This is a genomic window from Streptantibioticus rubrisoli (genome assembly GCF_024436055.1).
Lineage (GTDB): Bacteria > Actinomycetota > Actinomycetes > Streptomycetales > Streptomycetaceae > Streptantibioticus_A > Streptantibioticus_A rubrisoli.
The window spans coordinates 84,819-98,488 of sequence record NZ_JANFNH010000017.1 but is presented as its reverse complement, the minus strand read 5'-3'; the positions used below and the strand labels follow the sequence as shown (position 1 = coordinate 98,488).

Annotated in this window: 14 protein-coding genes; 8 read left to right on the top strand and 6 right to left on the bottom strand. The window is 70.9% G+C overall.

All coding sequences use genetic code 11. The features are described from left to right. Positions 1 to 70: 70 nt before the first annotated feature. From NON19_RS16680 to NON19_RS16665, 4 genes are all read right to left on the bottom strand, one after another. Entirely contained in the window at positions 71 to 1,345 is a 1,275-nt protein-coding gene (locus NON19_RS16680; protein ID WP_255928850.1) for an NAD(P)/FAD-dependent oxidoreductase, read from the bottom strand. A 777-nt stretch (positions 1,346 to 2,122) separates the two neighbouring features. Next, positions 2,123 to 3,418, bottom strand: a complete 1,296-nt coding sequence (locus tag NON19_RS16675) for a deoxyguanosinetriphosphate triphosphohydrolase (RefSeq protein WP_255928848.1) — start codon at positions 3,416 to 3,418, stop codon at positions 2,123 to 2,125. A gap of 70 nt (positions 3,419 to 3,488) precedes the next feature. Then, on the bottom strand, positions 3,489 to 3,671 hold the full coding sequence (locus NON19_RS16670; protein ID WP_255928846.1) for a hypothetical protein: 183 nt from the start codon (positions 3,669 to 3,671) through the stop codon (positions 3,489 to 3,491). 149 nt (positions 3,672 to 3,820) lie between these two features. Continuing rightward, positions 3,821 to 4,234 (bottom strand): gamma-glutamylcyclotransferase family protein, encoded by a 414-nt coding sequence (locus tag NON19_RS16665; protein WP_255928844.1) that lies wholly within the window; start codon positions 4,232 to 4,234, stop codon positions 3,821 to 3,823. An 87-nt stretch (positions 4,235 to 4,321) separates the two neighbouring features. Here NON19_RS16665 and NON19_RS16660 point away from each other — a divergent pair, with 87 nt between their 5' ends. Then, positions 4,322 to 5,008 (top strand): SanA/YdcF family protein, encoded by a 687-nt coding sequence (locus NON19_RS16660; RefSeq protein ID WP_255928842.1) that lies wholly within the window; start codon positions 4,322 to 4,324, stop codon positions 5,006 to 5,008. A 147-nt stretch (positions 5,009 to 5,155) separates the two neighbouring features. Here the strand turns inward: NON19_RS16660 and NON19_RS16655 are convergent, their stop codons facing one another. Next, a complete protein-coding gene (locus NON19_RS16655; protein ID WP_255928840.1) occupies positions 5,156 to 5,320 on the bottom strand; it encodes a hypothetical protein in 165 nt (54 codons plus the stop codon). A 258-nt stretch (positions 5,321 to 5,578) separates the two neighbouring features. Between NON19_RS16655 and NON19_RS16650 the strand changes: the two genes are divergently transcribed. Then, positions 5,579 to 5,986: a rodlin gene (locus NON19_RS16650; RefSeq protein WP_255928838.1), complete on the top strand. Its 408-nt coding sequence runs from the start codon at positions 5,579 to 5,581 to the stop codon at positions 5,984 to 5,986. 180 nt (positions 5,987 to 6,166) lie between these two features. Here the strand turns inward: NON19_RS16650 and NON19_RS16645 are convergent, their stop codons facing one another. Next, positions 6,167 to 7,294, bottom strand: coding sequence for an alpha/beta hydrolase (locus NON19_RS16645; RefSeq protein ID WP_255928836.1), 1,128 nt, complete (start codon positions 7,292 to 7,294; stop codon positions 6,167 to 6,169). 260 nt (positions 7,295 to 7,554) lie between these two features. Between NON19_RS16645 and NON19_RS16640 the strand changes: the two genes are divergently transcribed. The 6 genes from NON19_RS16640 to NON19_RS16615 all read left to right on the top strand — a co-directional run bounded on the left by NON19_RS16640 (position 7,555) and on the right by NON19_RS16615 (position 13,425). Continuing rightward, positions 7,555 to 8,313: an MgtC/SapB family protein gene (locus NON19_RS16640; RefSeq protein WP_255928834.1), complete on the top strand. Its 759-nt coding sequence runs from the start codon at positions 7,555 to 7,557 to the stop codon at positions 8,311 to 8,313. A 90-nt stretch (positions 8,314 to 8,403) separates the two neighbouring features. Beyond that, positions 8,404 to 9,351 carry a phosphotriesterase family protein gene (locus tag NON19_RS16635; protein WP_255928832.1) on the top strand — a complete coding sequence of 316 codons (948 nt, stop codon included), beginning with the start codon at positions 8,404 to 8,406 and terminating at the stop codon, positions 9,349 to 9,351. 55 nt (positions 9,352 to 9,406) lie between these two features. Next, complete coding sequence (locus NON19_RS16630; protein WP_255928830.1) at positions 9,407 to 10,708, top strand: ABC transporter substrate-binding protein; 1,302 nt, start codon at positions 9,407 to 9,409, stop codon at positions 10,706 to 10,708. 5 nt (positions 10,709 to 10,713) lie between these two features. Beyond that, entirely contained in the window at positions 10,714 to 11,628 is a 915-nt protein-coding gene (locus NON19_RS16625; protein WP_255928828.1) for a carbohydrate ABC transporter permease, read from the top strand. Continuing rightward, positions 11,628 to 12,464, top strand: coding sequence for a carbohydrate ABC transporter permease (locus NON19_RS16620; protein WP_255928826.1), 837 nt, complete (start codon positions 11,628 to 11,630; stop codon positions 12,462 to 12,464). Before NON19_RS16625 ends, NON19_RS16620 begins: the two co-directional genes overlap by 1 nt. A 76-nt stretch (positions 12,465 to 12,540) precedes the next feature. Then, positions 12,541 to 13,425: an oxidoreductase gene (locus tag NON19_RS16615; protein ID WP_255928824.1), complete on the top strand. Its 885-nt coding sequence runs from the start codon at positions 12,541 to 12,543 to the stop codon at positions 13,423 to 13,425. The last annotated feature ends 245 nt before the right edge of the window (positions 13,426 to 13,670 follow it).

The following is a 13,670-nucleotide window of genomic DNA, read 5'->3' as shown; positions in this document are numbered from 1 at the left end:
TGTGACAGCGGTGCTCGCCTCTGAGGGTGGTGGGCGACGGGCGGGCTGACAGCAGTTCCCGGGCGGCGGGTCACTCCAGGAAGGACTCCAGCGGGACACTCGGGTCGGCCAGCCGGTCGGGGTCGACGGTCCGGGCGGAGCGGATGAGTTGCTGGAGGGTGTCCGTCACATCCCAGACGTTCACGTTCATCGCGGCCTGCACCCGGGCCCCCTCCGCGCCCCGCCCCAGCCAGAAGGCGATGAACTCCCGCTTTCCCACATCGCCACGGCAGACCACCTCGTCGTAGCTGCCCGGCGCCACGTGCCCGGAGAACTCCATGCCCAGGTCGTACTGGTCGGAGAAGAAGTACGGCACCCGGTCGTACGACACCTCCTGCCCCAGCATCGAGCGCGCCGCGGCGGGTCCGCCGTTGAGCGCGTTCGCCCAGTGCTCAACGCGCAGCCGCAGCCCCAGGGTGGGGTGCTGGGCGGAGGCGCAGTCACCCGCCGCGTAGACGTCGGGGTCCGAGGTGCGCAGCGCGGCGTCCACCGCGATGCCGCCGCCGTCGGCGCGGGCGGCGAGGGTGAGCCCGGCCGCCTCGGCGAGCGCGGTGCGCGGTGCGGCGCCGATCGCGGCGAGCACGTCGTGCGCCGGGTGCTCCTCGCCGTCGTCGGTACGGGCGGCGAGCACCATGCCGTCCTGGCCGACGATCTCGGTCAGCTTGGCGCCGAAGTGGAAGCGGACGCCGTGCTCGCGATGCAGGTCGGCGAAGACCCCGCCGAGTTCGGGGCCGAGGGCGGCGTACAGCGGGGTCGGTTCTGGCTCGACGATGGTCACCTCCGCGCCGTACTCACGGGCGGCGGCGGCCACCTCAAGGCCGATCCAGCCCGCGCCCGCGATCACCAGATGGCCGTTGTCCCGGCCCAGCGAGGTGAGGACGCCGCGCAGCCGCTCGGCGTGCGCCAGTCGGCGCAGGTGGTGTACGCCCGCCAGATCGGTGCCGGGAATGCGCAGCCGCCGTGGCTCGGCGCCGGTGGTGAGCAGCAGCTTGTCGTACGTCAGCGCGGTGCCGTCGCCCAGGGTGACGGTCCTGGCGACCCGGTCGAGGTGGACGACCGGCTGGCCGAGGTGGAGCTCGATGTCCGCGCTGGCGTACCAGGCGGGTTCATGGACGAAGACCGAGTCGCGGTCGTCCTTGCCCAGCAGATAGCCCTTGGACAGTGGGGGACGTTCATAGGGGTGGTCGCGTTCGTCGCCGATGAGGATCACCCGGCCGGTGAAGCCCTCGGCCCGGAGGGTCTCGGCTGCCTTCGCCCCGGCCAGTCCGGCTCCGACGATGACGAACGTCTGGTGTGCGTCGACCACTGTGCGCCTCCTCGCGCGGAATCCCCCGGTGAATCCGTCCTCAGGGAGCGTCCCGCACCGTACGGCCCACGTGAAGGGCGCCGCACCGTGGGGGTGCTTGGCCTGCGATCTCCATGGTGCAGGGGCCGGAGGGTGATGGTCACCCCCCGGCCACGGTTCGCTTTTCATCGGGCGGCGCGCCCCGGGGGGCTTTCTGGAGTGCGGGCGGTTTCGACACCGCCGGGCTGCGCCGTGGGGGTCGTCCGCCGTCGCGGCGGGGGTGGGTGTGGCCCGTCGCGGCGGGGGTGGCGTGTTGTGCATCGCGCTTGGCGGCGGGGGCTGCGCTTTGGGGCGCTGGCCGCGCGCTCGGGTGGCCTGGCCGCGCTTGGCGGCGGCTGCGCTTTGGCTGCGCGCTTGAGGGGGACTGGCTGCGCTTGGGGCGCTGGCCGCGCTTTGGTTACGCGCTTCGCTGTGCTGGCCGCGCTTTGGCTGCGCCCTCGGGGGGCCTGGCCGTGCTTGAGGGCGCTGGCCGTGCTTCGGCTGCGCGCTTGGGGGTTACGCCTCCGTTGCGGTGGGTCCCCGGGTGGTTGCTGCTGCGCTTGGGGGCGGCCTCGGCTGTGGCGGCGGGGATTGGTTGGCGCTGTGCTTGGCGGCAGCCTCCGTTGACGGTCCCCACTCCCCGCCGCGACGGCGGACAACCCACGCGGCGCAGCCCGGCGGTGCGGAACGCAGCCGCACCCCCAAAAGGCCGCCGCAGGCGGCACGCGGCGTAGCCCCGGGGTGGCGTCTTCGGACGCGTTACCGGGTCAGGCGGTGGTGGAGGGTCAGCGCCGCGGCGTCCGTCAGGGACGCGATCTGGTCGATGACCACCCTGAGGCGGCCCCGGTCATCCGGGGCCGCCTCGTGCATGCCGCGGAACTGGGGGTCGAGGCCCTCGGGGGCCCTGGCCACCAGGGCTTCGGCCAACTCCGCGATGACGACACGCTGTTCGGCCCGGCGTCTGGCCTGGTCGGCGCGTTGCATCACATACCGGTCGGCCACCGCCTTCAGCACGGCGCACTCCAGCCGTACGCCCCGCGGCACAACGAGTTGCGCCGCGTACCGGGTGAGGCGGCCGGGACCGTACGCGTCCCTGGTGGCCCGCTCCGCCGCCAGGCAGAAGCGGCCGATCAGCTGCGAGGTGGCGTCCTTCAACCGGGCCTGCGCGAGGGCGGAACCGTCGTAGCCGTGCGGCCACCACTCCTGGTCCAGCAGCCGGTCCAGCGCCTCCGCCAGCTCGTCCGGCGCCGCGTCCGGCGCGTACCGGCCCAAGGCCACCGCGTAGACCTCCTGCCGCTCCGGCTCGGCGAGCAGCAGGTTCGGATCGAGGTGCCCTGCCATCAGGCCGTCCTCGACATCGTGCACGGAGTACGCGACGTCGTCCGACCAGTCCATGACCTGGGCCTCGAAGCACCGGCGGCCGGGCGGGGCGCCCGCCCGCAGCCAGTTGAAGACCGGTGCGTCGTCCTCGTACACCCCGAACTTGCGGGACGCCGGATCCGCGGGGTGATCTCCTTGCCCCCAGGGGTACTTGGTGGCGGCGTCCAGCGCGGCACGGGTGAGGTTGAGGCCGACGCTGGAGACGCTGCCCGAGCCGTCGGTGGTGAACCGCTTGGGCTCTATCCGGGTCAGCAGGCGCAGCGACTGCGCGTTGCCCTCGAACCCCCCGCATTCCTCGGCGACTTCGGCGAGCACCTGCTCGCCGTTGTGGCCGAACGGCGGATGGCCGAGATCGTGCGCCAGACAGGCGGTCTCCACCAGGTCGGCGTCGCAGCCCAGCGCCGCCCCCAACTCCCGTCCCACCTGGGCGCATTCCAGGGAGTGCGTCAGCCGGGTGCGCGGACTGGTGTTGACCTCCGGCATGGCCGCGGCCGGGTCGACGACCTGGGTCTTGCCCGCGAGCCGCCGCAGCGCGGCGGAGTGCAGCACCCGGGCGCGGTCGCGCTGGAACGCGGTGCGGCCCGGCCGCTTGTCCGGCTCGGGCACCCAGCGCTCGGTGGCCGCTTCGTCGTACGGGGCGCCGGTGGTGGTCGCCACCGGGTGGTTCCAGTCCATACTGCGACGGTAACCGCAGCCACTGACAGCCGCGCCCGCGCGTCACCGCGCCGGACCGGTTCCGGCCCGGTCAGGCGGCGGGGCGGGCCTCCGCGGTCGCGGCGGTACGCCGACTGGGCGGGGCTATCCGGGTCAGCTGCGCACTGAGCTGCCGGGAGACCAGGGACACGAGCTGCGCCGTACTGTCGAACACACCGTCGAAGTCGATATCGAAGTCGGAACCGGACTCGGGCTCGGGCGTCACATCCTTCATGACCCAAGTCTGGCGACGGTCGGTTGCGTCGGCGTTGCGGGGACGTATCGTCCCTGAAGCATCGGTTCCAGTGAAGCACCCGTTCCAGTATGGGAGTTGGGTGTCGACGCGGTCCGGCGGTGCCCCACCGGGGCCGCCCGCCGGGAGGTCTACCGCCGCCAGTCGCCGCTCCGGATGGGCACCCCGTTGGCCCGTAGCACGCGAGCCGTGGCGGGAGCGGCGAAGTAGACCCACGCCGACCGCGGCCGACCGGACGTCGGCCGGACCTCGCGCGCGACGCGTTCGTAGAGGTTGCCGGGCGCGCCGGGCACGTACTCCTCAAGGCGGTCCAGATCCGCCAGCACCGCCTCGTACACCTGCGGCAGTGGATCGATCAGCTCGCCGTGGATCTCGCCGCCGCCCGGATCGTCCACCGCGTACGGATACCCGGGGCCCTCGTACAGCAGCGCACCGCTGAGCACGGCGGGCGTCTCGGCGGCGGTGCGGCCGCGCAGCAACCCGTGGTTGGCCTCACCGGGACGCAGCGTGCCGTAGACGAATACGGGCAGGCGGCCAGCGTCCATGATCCGTCATCATGTCATCGCGGGAACCGGCCCGCCGGGATCGGCGTCGGTGATCTGCGGTGAAGGACGACAACGGGGGGCATGGGGATGCGTGAACGCATACGGGCGCTGCTGCCGAGGACGCGGAAGGGCTGGCGGCGCACCGTCCAACTGGCCGCCGCCGTCTGCACGTTGGCGCTGCTGCCCGCCACCTGGATGTACACCGCAGCCACGCCCCGGGTACGTGACGTGGCCGACGTCCCGGCGGCACCGGTCGCCGTGGTCTTCGGCGCGGGCCTGGTGAACGGCGCGCCGTCGCCGTACCTGGCCCACCGGCTGGCCACCGCCGCGCGGTTGTACCGGAACCACAAGGTCGTCGCCCTGCTGGTGACCGGCGACAACAGCCGCGACGACTACAACGAACCCGGCGCGATGCGCGGCTACCTGGTCCAGCACGGCGTCCCGGCCGACCGGGTGGTGCTCGACTACGCGGGCTTCGACACCTGGGACTCCTGCGCCCGCGCCAAGCGGATCTTCGGGGTGGATCGGGCGATCCTGGTGAGCCAGTCCTTCCACATCCGCCGCGCACTGGACCTGTGCCGGGCCGCGGGCATCTCCGCGTACGGCGTGGGCGTGGCCGAGCCGCACGACGCCACCTGGTACTTCGGCGGGGTAAGGGAGGTGGCGGCGGCGTCGAAGGCGGCCTTCAACGTGCTGGTGCGCCCGGATCCGAGCCTGCTGGGCCCCAAGGACGACGGGATCGCGGTGGCGCTGCGCGCGGCGGCCCGGAGCTAGGCGCTCCGCTGGGAGTGCGGCGATGTGCCGTCGATGATCCGCGGCGCCATGGTGACTGGTCGCGCCCACGCGGCGGAGCCGCACATGAACACAGCCCCGCGCCCCTTCCGGGCGCTACCGAACCACAGCGGACTTCCCCCGGCCTGCTTAGCGGAACAACAAGACGATGAAGACGACCACCGCCAGTGCCACCGGAACGCCGATGACGAACATCGGCCCGACCCACGGCCGGTCCAGCGGTTCCGGCGGTGGCGGCGCGTACGGCGCGATGGTGACCAGCGGCTCCTCGGGTTCCTCTGCCTCAGACGCCACCCGGGAATCCTACGCTCAGCGCCACCGCGTCGCGCCGGAGCACCGGGCCGCGGCTGGCGGTTGGCGGCTGCGGCCGGGCGGCTGCGGAATGCGTGGGCGGCGCACGAACACAGCAGCGGATTCCATTCCTCGAATTGCGCACCCCGGTGGCGCATGCAATTGGGCCGGGAGGGTGAACGATAGGAACTTCTCCTTGCGCCGGGAGTTGTGCAGTCTGCTCCGGTAGTGGGGCGCTCCAGGATCGGAAGGAAAACTCGCGTGATCAAGAAGATTCTCGCTACAGCTGCGGTGGTCACTTCCATCGTTGGTGTCTCTGCCGCGCCGGCGATGGCCATCGGCGACGACCACGGCCCCAACTCCGCCAACGGCAACGGCTCGGAGCAGAGGTACGGGAACACGACCACCGGCGGCTACATGAGCCCGCAGATCGGCTTGGTCCAGGGCACGCTCAACAAGCCCTGCATCGCTGTGCCGGTCCGGAACATCCAGGCCAACGTGCCGATCGTCAACCTCATCCCGATCAACGTCCAGCTGCAGGACATCGTCAACCAGAACGGCAGCCAGATGTGCACGGAGAACTCCAGCTTCAGCCAGGGCGACGCCCCGCTGTCGCACATCCTGGACAACATCCCGGTTCTGTCCGGGAATGGCGCGGCCAACCACTGACCGTCATCCTGGGAGCTCCCTGGCCGCTGACTTTCCGTCGGCGGCTGGGGGTCCCCGTTTTTGTGACGCGTTCCGCATAAGCAAGCACGCAATAAGCGGATCAACCGCGCTGGACAGTCTGAGGGCCTGTCCGCGAATTAGCCGCGGACAGGCCCTCAGGCTGTCTGGAAAGCGTCGCCGCTAGGCCTGCTGGGCGCGCGCCGAAAGCTGCTTGTCGAGCCAGAGGATGACCTCGGGGTACTCGGCGCGCCAGGTCTTGAAATTGTGGCCGCCCTCGTCGCGGATCAGCGTGTCGATCCTGGTGGGCGCCTTGGCCTTCGAGACGAACTTCATGGTGGGGCCGTAGTTGTCCTCGCCCTTCTTGCTGCTGGTCAGCAGGAGGGAGACCGGCGGTGCGGGCAGGTGCTCCATCCGCCAGATCAGGTCGTTCTCCCGCTTGACCTGGGCGCTGCCCGCGTAGAGGTCACCGGTGTCCCGGTCCTGCCGGGCGAAGTAGTCACCGGAGAGGCTGGCGCCCGCGCCGTAGCGGGTGGGGTTGGTCATGGGGAACTTGAGCGCGCAGTAGCCGCCGGTGGAGTCTCCGACGGCGCCCCAGGAGCCGGGGGTGTCGGTGGTGCGGTACTGGCTGGAGACAGCCATCGGCAGGTCCTGGTTGAAGAAGGTCAGCGCCTGCGGGCCGCCGGGGACGTCGGTGCAGTTGGTGTCCCGGCCGGGCACGATGGCGGGCCGCACCATCACGTAGATGGTGGGCTTGATCTTCTTCGCCACGATGTCGTCGGAGACGGTGCGCGGGATCTTCAGCCCGGTGATCAGGTTCTTCGCCACGCCCGGGTAGCCGGTGAGGGCGACGACGACCGGGAACCTGTCCTTCTCGTGGCCCTTCTGGAAGTACTGCGGCGGCAGGTAGACGAAGCCGTCGGTGGTCAGGCCGGAGGACGGGCCGCGGAAGGTGACCTCCTGGACCTCACCCGCCTTCGCCTTGCCGCCCTTGAGCCCGGCGTCGGTCTTGCCCTTGACGACCAGGCTGACCGGACGGCCGTCGGTCGTGTGGCCCGCGTCCACGAGCTGCTGGCCCTCGGGGTTGCCGAGCAGGTCGTCCCACGAGGAGTAGAACCCGAAGTTGTTGTTGGCGGCGACCAGGATGACGCCCAGGATGGCGACCTGGGTCGCGGCGATCAGCCCGAGCCGACCGAGCCACGGCACCGGCCCCCGTTTGGCGGCGCGCGGCCACAGCCATAGCGCGGCGGCGACCACCGCTAGTGCGATGATCACCAGCACTATGAAGAACACTTTGGACGTGAGTCCCACGGTCGTCGTCGCTCTCTCTTCAGGCTTCGGGCAGTCCCTCTCAAGAGAGGAGACGGATATCCGTTCGGATTGGTTGACTCCGCTTTGCGGCGAGCTTTCCCCGCCTTTACCGTCTGCCCACCCATACCCGACATACCACCTAACTCCGGACACACCCTGGCGAAATACCGAGCCCGCGGGCCATCTGAGTCGTCTGACTGACTGATTGTCAGCCCGCAGGGATAGGCTCGGCTGAACACTCTCTGTATGGGAGGTGACCGATGCACACGATCGCGTTGCCGCTGTGGGACCCGGCCGCCGGGCAGGGCGTGCGGCAGCTCACCGAGCTGGCGCTCGCGCTGGTGCTCTCCACGCTGATCGGCCTGGAGCGGGCGATCCAGCAGAAGAGCGCCGGGCTGCGGACCCACACCCTGGTCGGGGTGGGCAGCGCGCTGTTCATGGAGGTCTCCCAGCACGGCTTCAACGGCGTCCTCGCCCTGGGCCACGTCTCCTTCGACCCCTCGCGGGTGGCCGCGCAGATCGTCTCCGGCATCGGCTTCATCGGCGGCGGCATCATCTTCGTGCACCGCAACACGGTGCGCGGGCTGACCACCGCCGCGACCGTCTGGTTGACCTGTGGTGTGGGCATGGCCTGCGGCGGCGGGCTGCCGCTGCTGGCGGTCGCCGCGACGTTCGGGCACTTCCTGGTGATCCGCGGCTATCCGCTGATAACCCGCCGCATCCCGGGCGTCTCGGCGGCGGAGCACGCCGAGTTGCTGCTCTCCTACCGCCCGGGCAGCGGCGTTCTGCCACGCGTCCTTGAGCGGTGCACCGGAGAGGGCTTCCGGGTGGTGGACGTACGCGTGGAGCACGCCCCCTGGCTGGAGCGCGAGGAGGACCGCGAGCGGCCCACGGGCACCTCAGAGGTGCGGCTGTCCATCGAGGGCCGGGGCGAGGTGCACCTGCTGGTTTCGGAGCTGTCCGAGGTTCCCGGCGTCGTCAGCATCTGGTCCCCCGCCACCGCCGACGCCACCGACTGACCCGGCCAGCCCCGCACGGTGGCCCCCGGTGCATGATCGTCACGCGGCCGGGGTGCGTCCCGGCCTCCGCCACCCGATCGGAATGCCGCGATGACACTCAGCCAGCCCGCCGTCCGCACCGTCCTCGGCGACATCCCCGCCGCCGAGTTGGGCGTCTGCGACGCCCACGACCACCTGTTCTTCCGCAGCCCGCAGCTGCCCGGCCAGGAGCTCGACGACCCTGACGCGGCCACCCAGGAGCTGTGCGCTTTCCGGGAGTTGGGCGGACGGGCGGTCGTGCAGTGGTCGCCGTTCGGCACCGGCCGCCGCACCGACGCGCTCCCCCAGGTCTCCCGCGACGCGGACGTGCACATCATCGCGGCCACCGGTCTGCACCAGGCCGCCCACTGCGCGCCCGGCCTGCCGGAGCGCGTGCTGCACCGGCTCACCGACCTCTTCGTCCGCGAACTCACCGAGGGCGTACGCCGGAACGAGGACCCGGACGGTCCCGCCGAACCGGTCAGGGCGGGCCTGATCAAGGTCGCCGGTGCCTTCCACGGGCTCGACGCGCACGCCCGGCAGGTGATGACGGCCGCCGCCGAGGCGCACCACGCGACGGGCGCGCCGATCGCCGTACACCATGAGCTGGGCACCGCACCGCTGGACGTGCTCGACCTGCTGTGCGGGCGGTTGGCGGTGCCGCCGACCTCGGTGATCCTCGGCCATCTCAACCGCTCCCCCGATCTGCGGGTGCAGCGGGCGGCGGCGGAATCCGGCGCGTTCCTGGCGTTCGACGGGCCGTCACGGGCCAACCACGCGACGGACTGGCGGCTGTTCGACTCGCTGGTGACGCTGGCCGCCTCGGGCCACGCCCACCAGGTGCTGATCGGCGCCGACACCACGACGGCCGCCGCACGGGCCGCCACCGGAGGCGGTCCCGGTATGCCGTTCCTGCTGCGGGTGCTCCGGCCGCGCATCGCCCGGGAGTTGGGCGAGGAGGTGGCGCACGCGTTCTTCGTGGCCAACCCGGCGCGTGCCTTCGCGGTGGAATGGCGCTGACCAATTCACGTGTTCGCAATGCGTGTTACACGCATCCGGACGATACTTCTGGACCATGTCGGAGCCGCAGCACAGCACGTTTCCCGCGTTAACCCGCCGCCGACTGCTGGGACTCGGCGGCGGCCTGGCGCTCACCGGCGCGCTCGCCGCCGCCTGTGGGTCGAACACCGGCCGCGGCGGCGGCAGTTCGGGCAGTGGTCCCGCACTGTCGCAGTGGTACCACCAGTACGGCGAGGCCGGTACCGAACAGGCGGTACGCCGCTACGCGGCGGCGTACCGGCAGGCCAGGGTCACCGTCCAGTGGCGACCCGGCGACTACGACCAGCAGACCGCCGCCGCGCTGCTCACCGACGCCGGTCCCGATGTCTTCGAGGACGACGGCCCGACCATCGACCAGATCCAGGGCGGCCAGGTCGTGGACCTCACCGACCAGATCAAGGACGCCCACGCCGACTTCAACCCGGCGGTGCTGCAGCCGAAGACGTACCAGGGCAGGGTCTACGGCATTCCGCAGGTCATCGACGCGCAGCTGCTGTACTACCGCAAGAGCCTGCTGGCCAAGGCAGGTGTCCAACCGCCGCGGACACTGGACGAGTTGGTGGCCGCCGCCCACGCGCTGACCGGCAAGGACACCAAGGGCCTGTTCCTCGGCAACGACGGCGGCGCCGGAGTGCTCGGCCAGGGCGGCATCCCACTGGTCGCCGCCGGGCTGAGCCTGGTCACCGACGACGGCAGGGTCGGCTTCGACGACCCGGCCGCCGCCCGCACCCTGGGCAAGCTGCACACCCTGTACGCCAGCGGTTCCCTGCTGCTCGGGGCGCCCGCCGACTGGTCCAATCCGGCGGCGTTCACCCAGGGGCTGACCGCCATGCAGTGGACGGGGCTGTGGGCGCTGCCGCAGATCCGCGAGGCCCTCGGCGACGACTTCGGCGTGCTGCCGTTCCCCGGGGACGGCAGCGCCGGGCGGCCCGCCGTGCCGGTGGGCGCCTACGCCTCGGCGGTCAGCGCCCGCAGCAGGCACGTCGACGCGGCCAAGGCGTATGTGAAGTGGCTGTGGGTGGACCGCACCGACTACCAGGAGGACTTCGCCCTCTCCTACGGCTTCCACATCCCGGCCCGGCTCTCGCTCGCCAGGAAGGCGGCGAAGCTGCGCTCGGGCGCGGCGGCCGACGCCGTACGGTTCAGCACCGACCACGGGCACGCGCTTCCGCTGCTGTGGACGCCCAAGTCGCAGGTGGCGCTGACGGACGCGGTCAGCCGGATCGTCAAGGACGGCGCGGATCCCGCGGCCCAGGTGAGGTCGGCGGCGGCGACGGTCACCGCCGAACTCCAGCGTGTGCGCCGCAAGACGGGCTGAGCGGGATGCTGTCCAGGCTGCTCGGGCCGCAGCGGCGCTATCTGTGGTTCTGGGTGTTCACCGGCCCGTTCGTGATCGGGTTGACAGTGTTCGGCTACGTACCGCTGCTGTGGAGCATCACGCTCAGCTTCTTCGACGCCCACAACACGGTGACACCCAGCCACTTCGTCGGATTCGCCAACTACACCGCGATACTGTCGGATTCGGCCTTCACCTCCAGCCTGGCCACCTTCGCGGTGTTCTCGCTGTTCATCGTCCCGGCGACCTACGCGCTCTCGCTGGCGCTGGCGCTGATGGTCAACAGGCTGCGGCTGGCCCGGGCGTTCTTCCGCTCGGTGTTCTTCCTGCCGACCGCCTGCTCCTACGTCGTGGCCTCGATGATCTGGAAGCTGTCGATCTTCAACGGGGTGCGGTTCGGGCTGGCCAACACCGTACTGGGCTGGTTGGGCCCGGACCCGGTCGCCTGGCTGTCGACCACCCGTCCGCCCTGGTACTGGGTGGTGATCGTCACCGTACGGCTGTGGTTGCAGGCCGGTTTCTACCTGGTGCTGTTCCTGGCCGGGCTGCAGCGTATCCCCGGCACGCTGTACGAGGCGGCGGCGGTGGACGGGGCCCGGCCCGGCTGGCAGGTCTTTAGGTACATCACCTTCCCGCAACTGCGCGCCACTTCGGTGGCGGTGGTGCTGCTGCTGGTGATCAACGCCTTCCAGGCGTTCGACGAGTTCTACAACCTGCTGTCCACCGCGCGCGGCTATCCGCCGTACGCCCGGCCGCCGTTGGTCTACCTGTACTACGTGGCGCTCGGGCAGGGCCAGGATCTGGGCATGGGCAGCGCGGGCGCGGTGGTGCTGGCGCTGGTCATCGCGGTGGCCACGGTGGTTCAGGCCCGCTGGTTCGGTCTCGGCCGCAAGGAGGCGTGATGGGCGAGGGGTTGCGCAGCTTCGCGCGGGCGCTGCGGGTGGTCATCCTGATCGCGCTCGCCGTGCTGTTCCTGATCCCGTTCTACCTGCTGGTGCGCAACGGCCTGGCCAGCGAGTCCGACATCACCGCCGCCCACTGGACCTTCTTCCCCACGCACGTGCGGTGGGGCAACGTCCGTGAGCTGTTCGACGATCCGTCGGTGCCGATGCTGCACGCGCTGTGGAACTCCACCCGGATCGCGGTGGCGACCACCGCCGGAACACTGCTGCTGGCCTCACTGGCCGGGTACGGGCTGGCCCGCATCCCGTACCCGTGGGCCAACCACGTCTTCTACGGGATCCTGGGCACCCTCATGATCCCCTCGGCGGTCACCTTCGTCCCCAGTTTCGTGCTGGTCTCCACCCTCGGCTGGATCTCCACGCTGCGCGGGCTGATCGTGCCCACGCTGTTCAGCGGGTTCGCCGCGTTCCTGTTCCGGCAGTACTTCCTGGGTTTCCCAAGGGAGTTGGAGGACGCGGCGCGGGTGGACGGGCTCGGCTACTGGCGTACGTACTGGCGGGTCGTCGTGCCGAACTCGGCGCCGGTCTTCGCCGCCGTCGGCGCGATCGTCTTCATCGGTTCGTGGAACGCGTTCTTGTGGCCGCTGGTGATCGGCCAGGACCAGCAGTCCTGGACGGTGCAGGTGGCGCTGGCCACGTTCAACAACGGGCAGACGGTCAACCTGCACGAGATGTTCGTCGCGGCGGCGGTCTCCATCCTGCCGCTGCTGGTGGTGTTCGTCGTGCTGCAGCGCTTCATCGTCGCCGGAGTGGAGCGCTCCGGGATCGACGACTGATCGTCCCGGACCTAGGCTGATCACCACGGGACAGGGTAGGCGCCCGCAAGACCGAGCGACGAAATGGGCTGGTGTGATGGGCTGGACCGCGAACGACATACCCGACCAGACCGGCCGTACCGCGGTGGTCACCGGTGCCAACAGCGGCATCGGCTACCGCGTGGCGCGGGAGCTGGCCCGGCACGGCGCACACGTCGTGCTCGCCTGCCGTAGCGAGCGGCGCGGACAGGCGGCGGTCGAGCAGCTGGTCGGCGAGGTGCCGTCGGCCCAGGTGGCCTACCGCCACCTGGACCTGGCGGACCTGGCGACGGTACGGGCGTTCGTCGAAGACCTGCCCGGCGAGCGGCTCGACCTGCTGGTCAACAACGCGGGCGTGATGGCGTTGCCGTACGCCAGGACGGTGGACGGCTTCGAGACGCAGTTCGGGGTCAACCACCTCGGGCACTTCGCACTGACCGGGTTGCTGCTGCCCCGGCTGCTGGCCGCGCCCGGGGCGCGGGTGGTGAGCGTGTCCAGCGCGATGCACATGATCGCCAACATCGATCCGGGGGACCTCAACAGTGAACGCAGGTACGGGCGTTGGATCGCCTACGGGCGGTCGAAGACCGCCAACCTGCTGTTCATCCATGAACTGGCCCGCAGGCTGCGGGCGGCCGGATCGGACGTGGTCGCCGCCGCGGCGCATCCCGGTTACGCGGACACCAATCTGCAGAGCGGACTGCTCCGGCTCGGCAACCGGCTCATCGCCCAGTCCGCGGCGGCTGGCGCGCTGCCGGTCCTCCACGCCGCCACGGCGGCGGGGGTACGGGGGGACGCGTTCTTCGGCCCCCGGGTCCTGGCGTTCCGGGGTGCGCCCGGACCCTCCTGGCGGGCACCGTGGACCCGCAACGACGTTGCCGCGGAGCGGCTTTGGGCGGCGTCCGAACAACTAACGGGCATCCGCTACACGGCGCTGGCGTAAGGGGTCCGCTTCTCCCTGCGGGTGCGTTCGCTTTTTTGCCCACCCACCCGATTGCCCTGGGCCTTTGGGCGCCGTTGCGCATGGCGGGCTTTGCGTCGCGGTCCGCTCCGCGCTGCGGGTGCGTTCGTTTGTTTTGCCCACCCACCCGATTGCCCTGGGCCTTTGGGCGCCGTTGCGCATGGCGGGCTTTGCGTCGCGGTCCGCTCCGCGCTGCGGGTGCGTTCGTTTTGTTTTCCCCACCCCAC

Bases quoted from the DNA above. Each gene is read 5' to 3' on its own strand.
- NON19_RS16625 (WP_255928828.1), top strand. From the start codon at position 10,714: ATGCTGTCCAGGCTGCTCGGGCCGCAGCGGCGCTATCTGTGGTTCTGG.
- NON19_RS16615 (WP_255928824.1), top strand. From the start codon at position 12,541: ATGGGCTGGACCGCGAACGACATACCCGACCAGACCGGCCGTACCGCG.
- NON19_RS16620 (WP_255928826.1), top strand. From the start codon at position 11,628: ATGGGCGAGGGGTTGCGCAGCTTCGCGCGGGCGCTGCGGGTGGTCATC.
- NON19_RS16630 (WP_255928830.1), top strand. From the start codon at position 9,407: ATGTCGGAGCCGCAGCACAGCACGTTTCCCGCGTTAACCCGCCGCCGA.
- NON19_RS16640 (WP_255928834.1), top strand. From the start codon at position 7,555: ATGCACACGATCGCGTTGCCGCTGTGGGACCCGGCCGCCGGGCAGGGC.
- NON19_RS16665 (WP_255928844.1), bottom strand. From the start codon at position 4,234: ATGGACGCTGGCCGCCTGCCCGTATTCGTCTACGGCACGCTGCGTCCC.
- NON19_RS16660 (WP_255928842.1), top strand. From the start codon at position 4,322: ATGCGTGAACGCATACGGGCGCTGCTGCCGAGGACGCGGAAGGGCTGG.
- NON19_RS16670 (WP_255928846.1), bottom strand. From the start codon at position 3,671: ATGAAGGATGTGACGCCCGAGCCCGAGTCCGGTTCCGACTTCGATATC.
- NON19_RS16635 (WP_255928832.1), top strand. From the start codon at position 8,404: ATGACACTCAGCCAGCCCGCCGTCCGCACCGTCCTCGGCGACATCCCC.
- NON19_RS16675 (WP_255928848.1), bottom strand. From the start codon at position 3,418: ATGGACTGGAACCACCCGGTGGCGACCACCACCGGCGCCCCGTACGAC.